This is a genomic window from Candidatus Sungiibacteriota bacterium (assembly GCA_016432465.1).
Lineage (GTDB): Bacteria > Patescibacteriota > Minisyncoccia > Sungbacterales > HO2-52-23.
The window spans coordinates 310,963-327,583 of record CP066690.1 but is presented as its reverse complement, the minus strand read 5'-3'; the positions used below and the strand labels follow the sequence as shown (position 1 = coordinate 327,583).

Here is a 16,621-nt window from a genome sequence, read left to right as displayed (position 1 = left end):
GTTTATTACAGCGCAGTAATAGAAGCCACCGCGTCTCCTGTTTCCAATTTCATAATTCTTACTCCTTGGGTGGCGCGGCCGAGCACGGGTATGGCCGCAAGGGTAGTGTGGATAACCTGACCTTTTTTGGATATAGTGATTAGTTCCGTTTCTTCCTTGTCCACGATACGCGCCCCGACAACATTTCCTGTTTTGGAAGTAATTTTGGCAGTTTTTATGCCTGATCCGCCCCTGCGTTGCCTTTTGTATTGTTTAACTAACGTGTGTTTGCCAAATCCGTTCTCCATTATGACCAGCAATTTACCGTTGGCTACTTGTTCCTTATTGATTACGTCCATACCCACCACCTCATCACCTTTTTTCAGACGTACGGCCCGAACACCGCTGGCTTGTCGTCCCATGGGACGCACATCTTTTTCTGCAAATCTTATGGACTGTCCCTTTTTGGTAACCAGTATAAGTTCGTCAGAGCCGCTCGTTAGTTTGGCCCAACGCAGCAGATCGCCGCCCCTTAGGGTTAGAGCAATTAGTCCTGAGCGGCGGACGTTCTCAAAAGCCGAAGCTGTAACCTTTTTGATGACGCCGTCTTTGGTCACCATTACTATGTAACCCTCGCGTTCTCCCTTTTTCGCTCCGGCAGTGGCCAGAAGGGAGTTTATCTGCTCATTGCTGGAAAGCGCCAAAAAGTTAAAGATTGCCTTGCCTTTGGAGATACGACTTCCTTCCGGAATTTCGTAGGTCCGAACCTGATAAATCTTTCCGGAACTGGTGAAGAAAAGAAGGTTGGAGTGAGTATTGCAGGTTAGCAAATGTTCCACCATGTCTTCCTCTTTGGTCTCCATCCCGATAAGCCCCTTACCGCCGCGCTTCTGCATTTTGTATTGTTCCGGTTTTATCCGTTTTATGTAACCGCCGCGAGTCAGCACCACCACTACCTCTTCTGCGGGAATCAAATCTTCCTCGGAAAGTTCTTTGGGGGATGTTTTTATGACTTTAGTTTTTCGCTCGTCTCCGTATTTTTCCCTTACTTCGTGCAATTCCCTTTTTATAACATCTGTGATTTTCTTAGGATCTTTCAGCAGGGCCTCAAGATTTTTGGCCAGTGCCGTCTTTTCTTTGAGTTCATCCTCTATTTTTTGTCGTTCAAGACCGGCCAGCGTCTGCAGTTTCATCTCTAGAATTGCGGCGGCCTGCAGCTCCGTTAGGGCAAATTTCTTCATTAAATTTTCACGCGCTTCATCGCGGTCTCTGGATTTTTTAATAGTTTCAATTACGCGGTCAATGTGGTCCAGCGCCTTTTTCAGTCCTTCTAAAATATGCAGGCGCTCGCGGGTTCGGGTCAGGTCAAACTTGGTGCGGCGGGTTACTACTTGGTTTCGGTGCTTCAGAAATTCTTCCAGCACCTCTTTTATGGAGAGTACCTGCGGCTGAATCCCATCCACCAAAGCAAGCATGTTTAGGTGAAACGTTTTTTCAAGGTCAGTGTGCCGGTAAAGATTGTTTAAAACCTTCTGCGGATGCGCATCTTGTTTAAGTTCAATCACTATGCGCATGCCTTGCCGGTCGGATTCGTCACGAATATCTCGTATGCCCTCAATTTTCTTTTCCTGCACGAGACCGGCCATGGTTTCTATTAGTTCGGCCTTGTTTACCTGATACGGAATCTCCGTGATTACAATTTGGTGCGCTCCGCGGCCGCCCTCTTCAATCTCGGCCACACCACGATTTAAAATGGCCCCCTTGCCCGATGCGTAAGAGGCGCGGATTTCTTTTTCGTCAAAAATTATTCCTCCGGTGGGGAAGTCCGGCCCCTTGATAAACTCCATTAGATCCTCCAGCGAGGCCTTGGGGTGGTCGCTAAAGTGGATCAGGGCCGCAGTTACCTCGCCAAGATTATGCGGAGGAATACTGGTTGCCATTCCCACCGCTATTCCCAGAGTTCCGTTAAGCAGGAGAGCGGGAAGAGCCGCAGGAAGTACTACGGGTTCTTTACGGGTGGCATCGTAGTTGTCGCGAAATTCAACTGTATTTTTTTCAATGTCGCGCAGGAGCTCTTCGGCAATTCTGGTCATGCGGGCTTCGGTATAGCGATAGTGTGCGGCGGCGTCCCCATCAATTGAATTATGTACAAAAACACCTGCTGCTAACGCAAAATTATGAGTTCCGTCAACGGTTAGATCAAAAACGTCTTCGTACTCATTTTTGTCCTCAATCCTTATAACTCGGTGATTTTTAAACAATTCCTGATGAACAAGGTTTGAATCTCCGGCAAAGTATTTTTGCAATCCGGTTTTCCATAAAGGCGCCCGTCCATATGGATATACCTCTTTACGCGCTTGCTCATATACTTTTTCTTCAAGTATCTGAAAACGATTCAGTGTTTCTTTACAAATGTTTAAAAATTTTAGCTTTCCTGTTTTGTTGCTGACATGATTTTTGTTCCCTTTGATGATTTTTTGATGCATCGTCGCCCGGTACTCTGGATCTTGCCACAGGCGTTTGAGCGTTCGTGTTGCCCGCTCGCTAAACTCGTTCCTCTTTTCCGGATGCTTCTTGACATATTCGGTGTTGACTTGACTTAGGAATGTCTTCATTCGTTCTCGGTACTCGGGATTTTGCCAGTTAACGCGATTTCGCTCCGCAAGTAAGCTTCGGTGGTGTTCTTTGTTTTTCTCGTCCGCCCAATACATCCGTCGCCCGTACGCGATTTTTTCCCGATATTCCGGTTTTTGGTGTTGTTTTGCCGCATGTGTATAGTGGATTTTCCAATGTTCGCCCCAGCCAAGCCTTTTGACATTGTCCGGGTTATTGTTGAGTTTGTTAAAGTCCACATGATGCCGTACGCGGCCGGCATTTTTTTGGTAGATATGGCGCGTCAGATTATAGTTGTCAGCCAAGTGGTGAGCCGGAACCCATTCGTCTTTTTTGGGCTGGTACACCAATAGGTATCCTTCCCGTTGCAGTCTGTCTGTTTTCGTTGATAGTTTTTGGTAGAGCGGCATCAACGAGTCATGTTCCGTAAGGGACCCGGCTTCTTTATATGTTCCATCTCGCATCATAAATCGGTGATCGGGCGTACAGCGTATTGTTTCTCCGTTATCTAAAACAACGGTGATAACACGGGCCTTCTTTTTCGTAAGACGCGGATGTTTTATTTCCGCGAGACCAACAAGCCCAAGACTGTTCACGGTGTATGTATAATTCTTTTTTCCGGTCTTGAGTTCCTCCGCCAACTCTCCGAATGAAAGATCCCGCCCATCGGTGAGTTTTACTTTTGTATCTTGCGTGAAACAACCAAAATTTCCCTGCCCCTCAACGAGGGGATAACGAAGTGAAAATTCTTGCGCCATGCGCACCAGCGCATCATAAACCGCCACGTCGCCATGAGGATGGTATTTACCCAATACGTCTCCGATAATCGTTGCGCATTTTCTTGTTTTTGCTGAATGCGTCAGGCCAAGTTCATGCATTGAATACAAAATCCGGCGGTGCACTGGTTTCAGGCCGTCTCTTACGTCGGGAAGCGCGCGAGCAACAATGACCGACATGGCGTAGTCAAGGTACGACTCGCGCATCTCCTCCACTATTTCTCTTTGTTGAATTCTGCCTATGTTCATTTATTTTAGCGGATCATAAACATACCTCCACGCTTTTTCTAGTCCGCTGCTGATACTAGCAAGAATGTTTCTTTTTGACCCCATGCTTTTCTGGTCGGTCCCCTGCTTAGGCACAATAAATTTTTCTAGAGACTGAAATGTTTCTACGAGTCCGGCAGAGGGTGCGAGGACATCGGGTTCTGATGAAACATTTTTTTCTGTAGAAATCGGTGTTTCCCTAACCATTCTAAATTCTTCGGGTCTTTCCAGGCGCGATACTACGGCTGCGCGCCACGCCCAAAAAATTATGAGCGCTGCAGCCACAGTGCTGGTTATGGCCAGGGCGCGTCTTACTTCTTCCGGAAGGCGCCGTATCGCATCTAAAAACTTAATAAGCGGTTTCATTTTTTAGGGATTTGTGAGACCCGCGTTTTCCGGAGGCTGGTTTTGGTCAGGCCGGCTTCATTAAAACTACTTTGGTTTTTTCCCCCTCACCCAGGTCCTTCTTTTTGATTACCAGCTTTTCCTGCGCTTCTATTTTTCCCGCACCCAGCTCTTTTAAAAAAGCGTCCACGCCTTCAAGTGTAATTTTCAGGCCCGGAATTTTGTAATGCATGGGTATTACCAGTTTAGGCTCTATTTGTTTTACCGCCTTGGCCGCTTCCTCCGCGTCTATGGTGTATTTTCCGCCTACCGGCACTATGAGGATATCGGCGTCGCCAATTTCTTCAAGGGTGGTGCTTCTTAACTCTTTTTCTCCAAAGTCGCCCAAGTGCACCAAGTTTATGCCCTCAACCAAAATTTTATAAATCGTGTTGGTGCCGCGCTCCTTACCTTGATTTTTATCGTGAAATGTTGTCAAGCCGTGGATGTATACACCCCTTGCTTCGTATTCGCCCGGTCCGCTGATAATAAAAGGATCCCCCGTAAGGGCTTCGGTGTTGGAGTGATCATAATGTCCGTGGGTGGAGAGGACAATATCCGCCCGGAAACGGGGCGGGGTAAGGCCTATGTCTTTAGAAAAGGGATCAGTAACAATAACAAATTCTCCTGATTGGATTTTAAAACACGAGTGTCCCAGCCAAGTGATAACCATTCTTTAAGTGTAGCATAATTTTTTCTGCCAGAGAAGCGTCTCTTGCTAGGTAAAGTTTTATCCCGTATACTCACCAAGATGGTAGAGATAACTGGAAATAATAACAAAACCAGCGCCGATACGTCTTTACACGGCAAACACCCCATGGAATTACTTTTGAAAACCGTGGGGGGGAGCAGGCTTTTTAAGGCTGGCGATATTATAGAAGGGGCGGTGATTGAAAGGCGGACTAACAGATTATTTATTGATATTGGTTTTCAGGGTAGCGGCATTGTGTACGGACGCGAGTATTATGCGGCGCAGGATATTATAAAAAATTTAAAACCCGGCGATATAGTAAGCGTCAAAGTAGTTGATCCGGATAATGAAGACGGCTATGTTGAGCTTTCTCTGAAGGAGGCTGGGACAGAGAAGAACTGGAGCGATCTTAAAAAAATGCTGGAGCAGGGAGAGGTTTTAGAACTGCCTGTTCAGGAAGCCAATAAGGGAGGACTCATACTTGAGGCCCGCGGCGTAAAGGGGTTTCTTCCCGCCTCCCAGCTTTCCGCAAAAAATTACCCCCGGGTAGAAGGCGGAGACAAAGAGAGGATCTTTCAGGAACTGCAAAAGTTGGTGGGCCAGAAGCTTACGGTAAAAATACTTGATTTGAGTCCGGCGGAAGACAAGTTAATTTTCACCGAGCGCGGTCGCGACCTGGAAGGGACGCGTTCGGCCCTGGCTAAGTATAAAATCGGAGACGTGGTTGAAGGAGAAATAACGGGGGTTGTTGACTTCGGTGCGTTTATGCGGTTTGACGAAGGGGCCGGACTTGAGGGCCTGATTCACGTATCGGAAATTGACTGGTCTTTGGTTGAAGACCCGCGCGAGTTTTTGAAACTCGGGGAGAGGGTCAGCGCAAAAATTATTGACATTCAGGGGGATAAAGTATCGCTTTCTTTAAAACAGCTTAAAGAAGATCCTTGGGTGAAAATAGCTGAAAAGTATAAAAAAGGAGATTTGGTTCGCGCCCGCGTAACCAAATTTAACCCCTTTGGGTCTTTTGCCCAGCTGGAGTCAGGAATTCAGGGTTTAGTTCACATATCCGAGTTTGGCACAGAAATAAAAATGAGATCGGAGCTGGAACTTGGTAAAGAATACCAGTTTAAGATTTTATTGATTGATCCTCAAGAACACAGGATGTCTCTTGGGGTGTTGAAGGAAGAAAAAAACGAAACTCCCCCTGTTCCAAACTGATTTTGGTATATAAGGTAATGGTAATCATAAAGTGGCGCTTGGGGCGCCACTGTTTCTTTCCCTTCCCCGCTGACGCGAGGAACTGTGTTGCTTTGAGTTCTCCGGTTGGCCGGAGCCTCTCTGCGTCACAGACCCCGACCAGTCGGGACGCCTTTGCTTCCGGTCTCCCAAGTTTATCAGGAGCCGTCCGCGCAGACCGAAGGGATTACTGTAGATTGAAGTTTTTTTATGCTGTGTCCTGAACTCCTATCAGGGTTCGTGCCGTGGTTGGTGCCGGCGCAGGTGTGGCCAGAAGTTCCTGGTGCGATTTTGCTATATGCTCACGCCATTTGCCAGCCCCTACGGCCGTAAGGCCATGTTTGGGGCATTCCGGACAAGCAAAGCCAACCTTTAACACCGCGTCCGGGTTACTACCCCTTACTACTATAGTTTTGTTTTCAATAGATATTTCCAGTCCCTGATATCTAATTACGTTCGTATGAGTCTCGGTAGCAGGGGGTGCGGGGTTTAGGTCCCACGCTGGTCTCTCGGTTTGGGGCTTTTCTCCGGATCCCATGCCGGCCTTTCGCACTCCGAGTCCTTTAACGGCAAAGAATCCCCCTACAACAAAGCCCACCAAAATTAGGAAACCGGCAAAAATCCTCAACTGTGTATTCTCGCTGTATAGACCGCTGTTTGTTTTGGCGGCCGTATCTAGTTTTCCGCGCAGCGAAGTATTTGTTACTTTCTCGTTGCCAAGTTGAGTTTTGGCGGTGGCGAGCTTAGCTTTGGCTGTATTAAGCATTTCCTCTAGGTTAGCCACGCTTTTGACAAGTTCATGGTTCTTTGTCACTTCAGCCTTATACCGTCTTTGCGCTCTAGCCAGTTTTCCTTTTTCCCTTGCCACTTGCTTCCTCAGCGCCTTTAGTTCATGCCCCATATTGGTGGCAAGGGAAGCCAGACACGCCTCGTAGCTATAAGTAGAAAGATCACGATTACAAAATTCAGGATTACCAGAGATACCGGGAGATCCGCCAATGTCTACGCTGGCCAAGGCCGAAGAAGTTCCAAACACCAAAACAAGCAGGAGTGTCGCAACCAGAACGGTCGTTCGTTTCATGCGTTTTTCCTCCTTGCTCCTTTGAGACTTGGAGCAACCTACGGGCATTATAGTGCCCGTAGGTTTTGGGTCAAGACGTTGGGGCCCTTCACAGGAAAGGCCCCGGGGTCGGTTAGTCGGATCGGGCATTTGCTTCTGCCCATTTTTTCCACCGCTCGTCCTCTTCCGCACAAGTTCTAGCAAAGTCCCGAGCCTCTATAATTGCGTCCTGCCACCGCAAGATGTCAGGCTCTTCTTCGTTGTCGCCAGCATCAGTCTCTTCTTTTGTGCCTTTCTCGGGATTTGTTTCCTCCACACTTTTTAGTTTAAGTTCTATGGAAGCGGCAGTTCCCTCTATTAACTCTTCAGCATTTTTGGCCATGATGATATCTTCCGTGAAAAATTGGTATACAACATCAGGGTCGGGGTCTACAATTTTATTTTCTATAAGCCAGCGCAGAAAATCATACCAATCTTTTTTGGGTTTTTTGGTTTGCGACGGAATTCTAAACCCTGCCTTGGGAAAACGCGTATCACCTACGCCCACCTGGAAAACCAATCGCCCCGAAGGATGCACAAGATGACCGATACAGGCCCCAGCAGATCCGTCGTAACGAAGTTGCCTATCACGCTGGCTCACGGCCAGCAGTAATCTGCGAATATGCGACCAATAGAATAGGTCCTTACTAAATTTTTCCGGACATTCCATCAGCTGACTAATCAGAGACTCAGCAAGGTCAAACCACCAGCCGCCATCTGTTTCTTCCGGCTCAAGTATTTTGCCCTGTTGAAGAGAGCGTAGATGCGCCTCCAGCATTAAAACTTGGTGTCCGCCTTTATGTCTGTATCGCAAAAGGTCAAGCCGGGTGGAATCAAGTGGCACGATTTCAAAATCCAAAAATCCGGTTTCTCCTTGTATCTCGCGACGGATTCCCTGTATTACGGTTTCTCCTCTTTCCAGTCCGCCGCCGGGATTGGCAAGGCCGGGCGGTTTTCGGGTGTGGCCGTAAAATTCAAGAATTTCCGGATTACATGAAAGTTCCCGATCTCCTAAGTCATGTATCATCCATATGGTAGTTGGAGCCGTGGGGTGGTAGAGGACCGCTTGGGCCGTAATATTGGGCGGTTTATCTTTATCGGGTGTGTTAGGTTCACCCTTTTCAAGGTTCATTAGGAACCCTCCTTACTTTGAAGTATACTAATTTTCTTCAATACTGTCAACTTGACTTAAGTTCACGTATTATGGTATTATAGAAAAAGGGTATTGCTGAAAGGCCATAAACACCGCCTTTTTAAGGGCTAGTTTGCGTCTTTTCAGCAGTTCTTTGAAACTGCGGCTCAACCACCGTGGACTATAGAGGCGAAACCTCTATAGAAAGAGGAGGTAGGTAATGTCAATGGATCAAATGAAGGGTGTTGGTGCGCCCGAACTAGAAGGTGAAGAAATCAGCCTTGAAGATATAATAATTGCCTTGCAAGAAGACTTAGCTTACTTTGGAGTTCGTGCCGAGGATGTTTTTTCTAGCCAAAAGCAACAGATAGAGTTGGCTTACGAACTCGACAATGTTATCAGGTCTTTGGCAAAGCAACTTATCCAGTTTTGTAATTCCGGGGCAGGTAGGGATGATGTTCAAACTGTCCATGAAGGGTTGATCACCAACTGTGCAAGGATTTTTAGATTGCGTAGACTGGGTCGTTCTTCGGCTATTAGATTTCGGGCACTTAAAGAGGCGATCGAAGCGTTGATTTATGAGCAGGCAGCTGGATACATTTTTTTTGGCAGCTACAAGCCCTCTTTGGCGTCAATTATGGCTATTAAGTTGGGGGAGCGTCCACAAGATACGTTTGGTTGCGAGGAGTTGACCGGATCGTGGGTTATGGCTTTGGTTGAAGCTGTGGGCGAGATTAGTAAGGGTCTTAGGACCTATCTTGCCCAAGAGAAGTGGGAAGATAATCCGGATAGATGTGATGAACTTCTGGCTATGAGTCGTCGGGCACTGACTATCTGCCAGATCCTGATGGAGGAGTGTGAGAAGATAGGTGCAAAGTATTCGCATCTGATTGATAAGTTTTTGCGCAGGTTGGTTACTATTATGAATGGTTCTATTCTGTACATCACTGACCGCATTAACTCTCTTCAGCTTGTTGTGGCCATGCGCGGTTTGCATTTGATGGCAACACGGGAACGAAGGAAGTAGGGGCCGTCCGATGCCACCCAAACTGATCTGGCTTAAGTTCCCAGGAGAGATTTTTGGCCCCGACCTTAAGGTAGCGCTGGAAACAACCTTTCCCAAAGACGTGGTCCCACAGCCGAATCCCCTAGTTTCGGTCCCGGCGTCAATCCCACCCATGGATTATCACGATGATAGGGTGGCGCGCTACTACCATCCTGCTTACGAAATAGGACCGGATGTGGGTGGAAGACTCATTTTCGTACCGCGTTTCACCGAGGAAAGTAAACTTTTGCGGCGCCTGGTGTTCAGGAGAAAAATGGACAACCGAGATCCCCAACGTGGCCGGTTAGACATGATGCTGGCGCGTGAGGGAGAGGAGAAACCCTTTGGTTTCTCCTGTTGGAAGCGTGGAGACAAGGGGAATCCGACCTACGTTGCCCTGGATTTCTGTAGCAAGACGTCAGAGTTTGTCCCTGTTTTTGTAAGGATTGAGCAAAGAATGCCTGTTTTTCTGAAAATTGAAGCAGAAGAAATCACTGAAGGGGTACTTGTTTCTTCAAAAGTAGTTTCTTCGGCCGAGGTTCCCGAGAGCTTGCAGTAGCGAAAATAAATTAGGCCTTGTTCAACGAGCCCATGGGCTCTTGACAAGGCCGCTTTTTTTTGCTAAACTATATATTAGGATAAGCGCCTGAATCGGTAGTATTTTGGATTCAGGTATGGTCTTTGAATCTAAAAGGGAGGTGTTTAAAGGATAAATAAAATCAAACACCAAAACGTTTTCTGCGGCTAAGGCGAGCAAGACGAGAAACCTCAACTCAACAAGTCCCAGCCAAATAAGGCTGGGCAAGGAGGAGTGATGAGTAAGAAGGGAACGTTTGTATCAGGGGGCCTGCCCGGTCTTGGCGATGCCATGACGGGCAAGCTGGCTGGTCCCAGCCTCCCCGATCTGACCAAGATCAAGGGGGTCGGGGATCTGACAGCGGAGACCGATGCGGCCACCAAGCGGACCGCCCAGGTAGCGATATACCTCGCGGCCGTGCCCAAGGCCTGCGAGGACGGTCTTGGGGTCATCTTCAGCATGCCCGGGACGCCGATCGCGACCCAGACCCAGAAGCTCCTGGACGAACAGGTTGTCAACGTCCAGGATCCCAACGTCAGGCCTCTGGCGCGGTGGCACTACGCCGCCGCGTACGTCAGGATGGCCACCCAATACGGAGGGGCAACCCTCCGAGAGGTGGTACCCTACTTCATTGGCTTGGAGCTCCTGCGGGAGCTGGACTTCCCGCAGAAGTCGGTGAAGGAAGGTGGTGAGCGTATCGGAGAAGTCCGGTACGTTTACCAGGGCAACAAGAAGGTTCTTCTTCCAGCAGAATACCCCCACGAGATGAGGGGGGTGGTCCAGTCCGTGTTCAGCGGCCTGGCGGAGCTGGACGCAGTCAGCCGCGCCGCAAGCGCGGAGCGAGCTGACGCCATGGAGGAGGCGTTTCTGCTAAACGCCTCCCGCAACTGGGAAGATCTTCTCGCAAGTCTCCCCGGTGAGCACGGGAACTACGTTTACGTGGTGAACGTGCCCAGCGGCACCCGGACATTCCGGGACCGCGAAACCGGCGAGGTGAAGGTCCTTCCCGCCGCCGGCGGGAAGATCAAGGTCCGGCTGGATGTGGCCGAGGGGAAGCCCACGCGCATCACGGCGGTGGGCGCCAACAGCAGGAATCCCGGCTTTCGTAACTGGTTGGCCGACGTGGTCACCACGAAGACCGGAATCCTGCTCTCCTCCATCATGGAGGAGAGGTTCAACCTCCCGCCCCACGTCTTCCGGTCCACCCCGGAAGCGGCCCGCAAGCGCATGTCCACGTTCCACGTGGCCATGCGTCGGGCCTTCGTGGGACACCAGGAGGTGGTCGCGAAAAAGGCCGAGGCCGACAAGATCGCGGCCAAGGCCAACGTGGACTGGCAGGGGTTCACCCTGGACCACAAGCCCGGGATCGCCTACATCTCCCTTCGGCTCTTCACCTTGGAGGTGAGGGAGACGGTGGAGGGCAAGGCCTACACCCGCCGAGCCACCAGGGACTTCCGCCACGCGGGGATCCTGGTGGAAAGGAAGGCGGTCAAGGGCACCGATCCCGAAACCGGCGAGGAGCGCTACGAGGATCAGATCATGGTTCTCGAGGCGAACCAGACGGGGAAGGAACTCTTTCCCGAGGCGTGCTACGAGTGGCACACTGAGGGAGAGAGTTACAGGGGCCTCACGGCTCCTCTCGGTCAGTTTCTCCGTCGCGTTTCGGGCATTGCCCGGAGCGTGAGGGCGAAGGAGGCCGAGGCGGCCAAGCAGGAGAAGACCCGTCAGTGGTTGGAGGGTGCCCCCGGAGAGGCGCCCGCCGACCCCGAGGACGAGGGCTAAACCCCGTCCTCAAAGGCAGTACCCGGGGAGGGAGCTTCCAAGCTCCTTTCCCGGGTTTTTTTATCCACGCCCCAGAAAACCACGGGTTTACCAGTGGATGAATGGGTTTTCTGGAGCGGGATTCCGCTCCACGGGCAAGCCCCGCAGGCTTGACCGTAATCCGTGGATACCACGGGCTTGCCCGTGGAGCTTCATATAGGTAGGGTTTTCAAAATTGATAATTTTGTGTATAATGAAGCCGTTATGAAGAATTTTTCAAAAAATTTTCTTTGGGTTCTGATTATTCTTATGGCTCTCTCATCTGTTTATTCTTTTGTGGCCGGCAGGTTTCAGCAGAAAGCCGAACTTTCGCTAAGCGAGGTTGTTTCCAAAATCAACTCCGGAGAAGTTAAGGAAATCACGGTTGTTGACTCTGCTTTGGAGATAAAATTAAAAGATGGCCAAGAGGCCCGCGCCCAAAAAGAAATTGAGGCCGGACTTTCCGAGACCCTGAAAAATTATGGGGTGGATTCAGAAAAACTTCGCGATGTTACGGTTAGGGTAAAAAGCGGCGGCTTCAGCGACATTCTTTTGGGAATTGTTCTTCCGATTGTGGGGCCGGTTCTTTTGATTGCTTTCTTTTTTTGGTTCACCGCCCGCCAAGTCCAGCGTGGATCCATGCAGGCTTTTACTTTTGGGCAGTCGCGCGCGCGGCTTATTACGCCCGATAATCAAAAAGACCGCGTAACTTTCAAGGATGTCGCCGGAGTAAAAGAAGCCAAGGAAGAATTGAAAGAGATTGTAGATTTTTTGAAAAACCCAAAAAAGTTTTTGGATATCGGCGCCAAAATTCCCAAGGGCGTGCTTTTAATGGGGCCTCCGGGTTCAGGAAAAACGCTTTTAGCCAAGGCCGTCGCCGGAGAAGCGGGCGTGCCTTTTTTCCACATGTCTGCCTCGGAGTTTATTGAAATGTTTGTGGGGGTGGGCGCCTCGCGCGTACGGGATTTATTTCGCCTTGCCAAAAAATCCGCGCCCGCCATTATTTTTGTGGATGAGCTGGATGCGGTGGGCCGTATTCGCGGAGCCGGGCTGGGCGGAGGGCACGATGAGCGGGAACAAACCCTAAATCAGCTTTTGGTGGAAATGGACGGGATGGAGACCAGTGATCGCGTAATTGTGATGGCCGCAACCAACCGTCCCGATGTTTTGGATCCGGCGCTTTTGCGCCCGGGCAGATTTGACCGCAGAGTGGTACTTGATCTCCCCGACCTTAACGAACGGGAGGCCATTCTTAAAATTCATACCAAAAATAAACCTCTGGATGAGGATGTGGCGCTGCGAAGAATTGCCGAGCGCACTCCGGGGTTTTCCGGCGCTGACTTGGCCAATCTTGTTAATGAGGGAGCAATACTTGCTGCGCGCAACAACCGAAAAAAAGTCATACAGGCGGATTTAATAAATTCCATTGAAAAAGTAATGCTTGGGCCGGAGCGAAAAAGTCACATCTTGACACCCGAGGAGAAAAAAATCTCGGCCTATCATGAGGCCGGACACGCTTTGGTTGCAGCCTCGCTTCCGCACGCCGATCCGGTGCACAAAGTTTCCATTGTGGCGCGGGGTCGGGCTGCTGGTTATACCTTAAAACTTCCCATAGAAGATCGTCATATTTTTTCGCGCTCGCACTTTCTGGACGAGCTGGCCGTGTCTCTAGGGGGTTATGCTTCGGAAAAAGTTGTTTTTAACGAAATTACCACCGGCGCCGCGGATGACTTAAAAAAAGCAACGGCTTTGGCCAGAAACTTGGTTACGCGTTTTGGGATGTCCGAGAAAATCGGACCAATTGCTTTAGGCGAGCGGGAGGAACTTGTGTTTTTGGGACGCGAGCTTACCACCGAAAAAAATTATTCCGAAGAAACAGCGCAATTGATTGATAGGGAAGTTAAAAAGTTGATGGATGGCGCTTTTGATTCTGCCGGGAAAATTTTGACTAGCAGGCGGGACAAGCTGGATGAAATTGCCAAGGTTTTGATGGAGAAAGAAACGATTGAAAGAGAAGAGTTTGAGCAATTGATAAAAGGGTAACCGCAGATATCGGCTGGTTCGAAAAAATTATGATGAGTATAAAAGTAATCAATGATAATATTTCGGGTGCGTAGCTCGGCTTGTCCCCCCACCTATTTTGGACTTTGCGTGTGTAGCTCAGTGGTAGAGCGCCACTCTTATAAAGTGGATGTCCCAGGTTCGATCCCTGGCACACGCATTTTTTATCTTGTCCAAAATAGGTGGGGGATGAAGTTAGAGCTTGCGTCTTATAAACGGCAGCGAGGAGAAAATGAAAGCAATCTTTCATTTTGTCCGAGCGAACCGTTTATATCGAGCGAAGCGAAGATATAATCCGTAGGTCCTTGGTTCAAATCCAAGCGCACCCATTTTTATCCCCCCACCTTACCGCGGGGTCCAATACCCTGCTGGGAAGGAGGGGGATTTATTCGCAAGAGTTAGGACTCAAAATAGTTTAAAATAGTGAGCGGGCTTTCCTACATGGGAAAGCCCGCTGGGCTTTTGAATGCGGCTGGTTTTATGTACAGACGTTCGGAGGAATAAAAAGTTCCAGAATACGTTCGGCGATTTGGTCAGCCGTCACTTCGTCAGAGAAATAAAGTATTGTAGGGCATCCTGTCTTAACAACTCTTTTCCGCCAAGCTCGGTAAGAACAGGTTACATTGAACTCAATGGTACTTTGTCCACGAACAACCGTAAAATCAATACCCTGTTGGTCCTTTTCACTGTGTGGTTCGTGGTATAGATACGAGTCAATGGCCCCGGAAACACGAAGAGTTTCAAGTACAGAAGTTACGTCGGCTTCCAGCGCCCGTCCGATTACTACTTGTTTTCTTCCACCCGTCAGTGGTTGCCACCGACGTCTTCCTTTTTTTGAAAGTTTAAGCTCCCGATTGGGCCCTCGATACGTCCGCCCCACCGAACGCCCCCCTTTTGATAAGACAAAACGCAAGTCGCATATTATTATAATATCATTTTTCTGCAACAAAGTCAAGTTTTTTAGCTTGACGCTATTTCTTCAGGGTGGTATAGGATAGATAAGGTACCTTGAAAAGGGGATTATATGAACAAGGATCGCGATCCGTCTCGCAATTTTGAATCCCTTTTTGAAAAAGCTCGCTCTAATCTTTTTGGAGTTCGTAGGGTGCTTGAAGATAATACTGTCCTGAGTCGTCCAAGGGTTGAAGAGCTTAGGGCTCGCGTGGACAGCGTAATTTATGATTTGGAGGCATTTGCGGAACGAGTGCGGGAGATGAATAGCGGTCTAGTGCGGGCCCTGACGGAGCTTCGTCAGGAAGCTATAGAGATGAGCAGAGAATTAAATGCCCTGACCTCTCCGCCTCATGGCATTGCCGCAGTACTAATTTATGGCGGTAAAGAGGTGTCCGAACAAAGAGACGATGAGGGACATCTACACAGGGAAGAAAAAGAAACCTTCTGGGTTTATGTGGGTGCGCGTCTTTTGCGGGTGCATATAACCGACAAAGTTTTTAATCAGGAAAAAGAAAAACTGGTGCGCGGCAGATTTGTAATGATGAATGAGCATTCCAATATTGTAGCCGTTGCCTCTGACGAGCTTCAGGACGTACTGACTATGGCCGGAGAAGAAGTTACTATTGATGAGATTTTGGACGAGCACCGGGTTAGATTCGTAACCAGGCTTGATGAAAAACACATTGCCCTGATTCCCAAGACTTGGCCCGCAGAAATAATGCAGAGTATGCGCGTGGGGGATAAATGGCTTCTGCCGCAGGCGGGCAGTGGTATGTTTCTGGGCGGCATCGCGGCTCTGCCCAAGCATGAAATCAGCGAACTGCTGTTGGAAGAAGTCCCGGGCGTTACTTATGAAAAGATCGGAGGACTGGGAACACAGATTAGTAAGATCCGCGACGCTATTGAGCTTCCGTATCTTTACCCGGACCTTTTCCGGAGACTTGAAATGGAGCTTTCCAAGGGAATTATGCTTTATGGCCCTCCGGGTTGCGGGAAAACCCTAATTGCCAAGGCCGTGGCCAATGGGCTGGCTAGCCGCCTTGCTAATAAACTGGGAAAGAGCATCAAGGGATATTTTATAAACATCAAGGGCCCGGAAATTCTAAATAAGTACGTTGGCGAGACTGAGCGCAAAATTCGTGAGATCTTCCAGCGGGCCAAAGAAAAGGCAAGCGAGGACCACCCGGTTATTATTTTTTTGGATGAGGCAGAGTCGGTACTGCGCACCCGAGGTAGGGGGATTTCTTCAGACATTGAAACTACAATTGTGCCGCAATTTTTAGTGATGCTGGACGGTATAGAAACGCTTGCTAATGTTATTATTATTCTTGCCTCCAACCGTCATGACTTGATTGACCCAGCCGTGCTTCGTCCGGGACGCGTTGACATCAAGATAAGGATTGATCGCCCGGATCAGGATGGCGCCAAGGAAATTTTTTCCATTTACGTCACAAAAAATCTTCCTCTTCATCCTAAATATCAAAATCCCAAACACCCCAAGTTTTCTCCCAGCTATCAGGAGTGGGGCGGCAAGCCAGAGTTGATAATTGAACATATTATTACCGAGGCCGTGAAGCGGCTCTGGGCCACCAACGAAGAGCCTTATCAATATCGGGATGCGTCAGGAGCGCTAATTAAAGCAGACAATAAACTTATGGATGTAGTTTTGCATGATGGGGCAAAGCTTCCTATTTACCTTAAAGACTTGGTGTCTGGCGCGATGATTAAAAGTATAGTGGAGCGCGCCAAGAAACATGTTGTTAAGCGTGCTGTCAGCGGCGGGGAGTTTGGTCTCACGGCCTTAGATTTCTGCGTGGCCGTATCTGATGAAATGGATGAGAATGAAGAGTTACCCAATACTCTGGACGATGCCCAAATGTGGCTTGCTATGCAGGGTAGACGGGAGCGTATTGTTGGGGTCACCCCCAACCTTGGGCGGAAGAAAAAGAAAGAAGCGAGCCGTACGACCGAAACCATTAGCGGCGGTCAGTATCTGTAAAATCAATTGAT

At 49.1% G+C, this 16,621-nt stretch carries 12 protein-coding genes and 1 tRNA gene; 7 read left to right on the top strand and 6 right to left on the bottom strand.

Going from position 1 to position 16,621, the window contains the following annotated elements; all coding sequences use genetic code 11:
- Positions 1 to 5 precede the first annotated feature (5 nt).
- From gyrA to HYW89_01660, 3 genes are read right to left on the bottom strand one after another with little or no spacing between them, the layout of a single operon-like run.
- Complete coding sequence (gene gyrA / locus HYW89_01670; GenBank protein ID QQG45611.1) at positions 6 to 3,617, bottom strand: DNA gyrase subunit A; 3,612 nt, start codon at positions 3,615 to 3,617, stop codon at positions 6 to 8.
- Positions 3,618 to 4,001: a hypothetical protein gene (locus HYW89_01665; protein QQG45610.1), complete on the bottom strand. Its 384-nt coding sequence runs from the start codon at positions 3,999 to 4,001 to the stop codon at positions 3,618 to 3,620.
- Between the two features lie 46 nt (positions 4,002 to 4,047).
- A complete protein-coding gene (locus HYW89_01660; protein ID QQG45609.1) occupies positions 4,048 to 4,692 on the bottom strand; it encodes an MBL fold metallo-hydrolase in 645 nt (214 codons plus the stop codon).
- Positions 4,693 to 4,836: 144 nt separating this feature from the next.
- On the opposite strand from HYW89_01660, the gene HYW89_01655 reads away from it, so the two are divergent.
- On the top strand, positions 4,837 to 5,925 hold the full coding sequence (locus tag HYW89_01655) for a S1 RNA-binding domain-containing protein (protein QQG45753.1): 1,089 nt from the start codon (positions 4,837 to 4,839) through the stop codon (positions 5,923 to 5,925).
- 226 nt (positions 5,926 to 6,151) lie between these two features.
- Here HYW89_01655 and HYW89_01650 read toward each other — a convergent pair whose 3' ends face one another.
- A complete protein-coding gene (locus HYW89_01650; protein QQG45608.1) occupies positions 6,152 to 7,072 on the bottom strand; it encodes a hypothetical protein in 921 nt (306 codons plus the stop codon).
- A gap of 64 nt (positions 7,073 to 7,136) precedes the next feature.
- Positions 7,137 to 8,174 (bottom strand): NUDIX domain-containing protein, encoded by a 1,038-nt coding sequence (locus HYW89_01645; protein ID QQG45607.1) that lies wholly within the window; start codon positions 8,172 to 8,174, stop codon positions 7,137 to 7,139.
- A gap of 220 nt (positions 8,175 to 8,394) precedes the next feature.
- Between HYW89_01645 and HYW89_01640 the strand changes: the two genes are divergently transcribed.
- The 5 genes from HYW89_01640 (at position 8,395) to HYW89_01620 (ending at position 13,817) form a co-directional block, all read left to right on the top strand.
- Entirely contained in the window at positions 8,395 to 9,201 is an 807-nt protein-coding gene (locus HYW89_01640; GenBank protein ID QQG45606.1) for a hypothetical protein, read from the top strand.
- Positions 9,202 to 9,211: 10 nt separating this feature from the next.
- Positions 9,212 to 9,778: a hypothetical protein gene (locus HYW89_01635; GenBank protein ID QQG45605.1), complete on the top strand. Its 567-nt coding sequence runs from the start codon at positions 9,212 to 9,214 to the stop codon at positions 9,776 to 9,778.
- Positions 9,779 to 10,033: 255 nt separating this feature from the next.
- Positions 10,034 to 11,578, top strand: a complete 1,545-nt coding sequence (locus tag HYW89_01630) for a hypothetical protein (GenBank protein ID QQG45604.1) — start codon at positions 10,034 to 10,036, stop codon at positions 11,576 to 11,578.
- 243 nt (positions 11,579 to 11,821) lie between these two features.
- A complete protein-coding gene (gene ftsH / locus HYW89_01625) occupies positions 11,822 to 13,639 on the top strand; it encodes an ATP-dependent zinc metalloprotease FtsH (protein QQG45752.1) in 1,818 nt (605 codons plus the stop codon).
- 106 nt (positions 13,640 to 13,745) lie between these two features.
- Positions 13,746 to 13,817, top strand: a tRNA-Ile gene (locus HYW89_01620).
- 318 nt (positions 13,818 to 14,135) lie between these two features.
- Here the strand turns inward: HYW89_01620 and HYW89_01615 are convergent.
- Positions 14,136 to 14,606, bottom strand: a complete 471-nt coding sequence (locus tag HYW89_01615) for a hypothetical protein (GenBank protein QQG45603.1) — start codon at positions 14,604 to 14,606, stop codon at positions 14,136 to 14,138.
- A 75-nt stretch (positions 14,607 to 14,681) separates the two neighbouring features.
- Between HYW89_01615 and arc the strand changes: the two genes are divergently transcribed.
- A complete protein-coding gene (gene arc, locus HYW89_01610; GenBank protein ID QQG45602.1) occupies positions 14,682 to 16,610 on the top strand; it encodes a proteasome ATPase in 1,929 nt (642 codons plus the stop codon).
- The last annotated feature ends 11 nt before the right edge of the window (positions 16,611 to 16,621 follow it).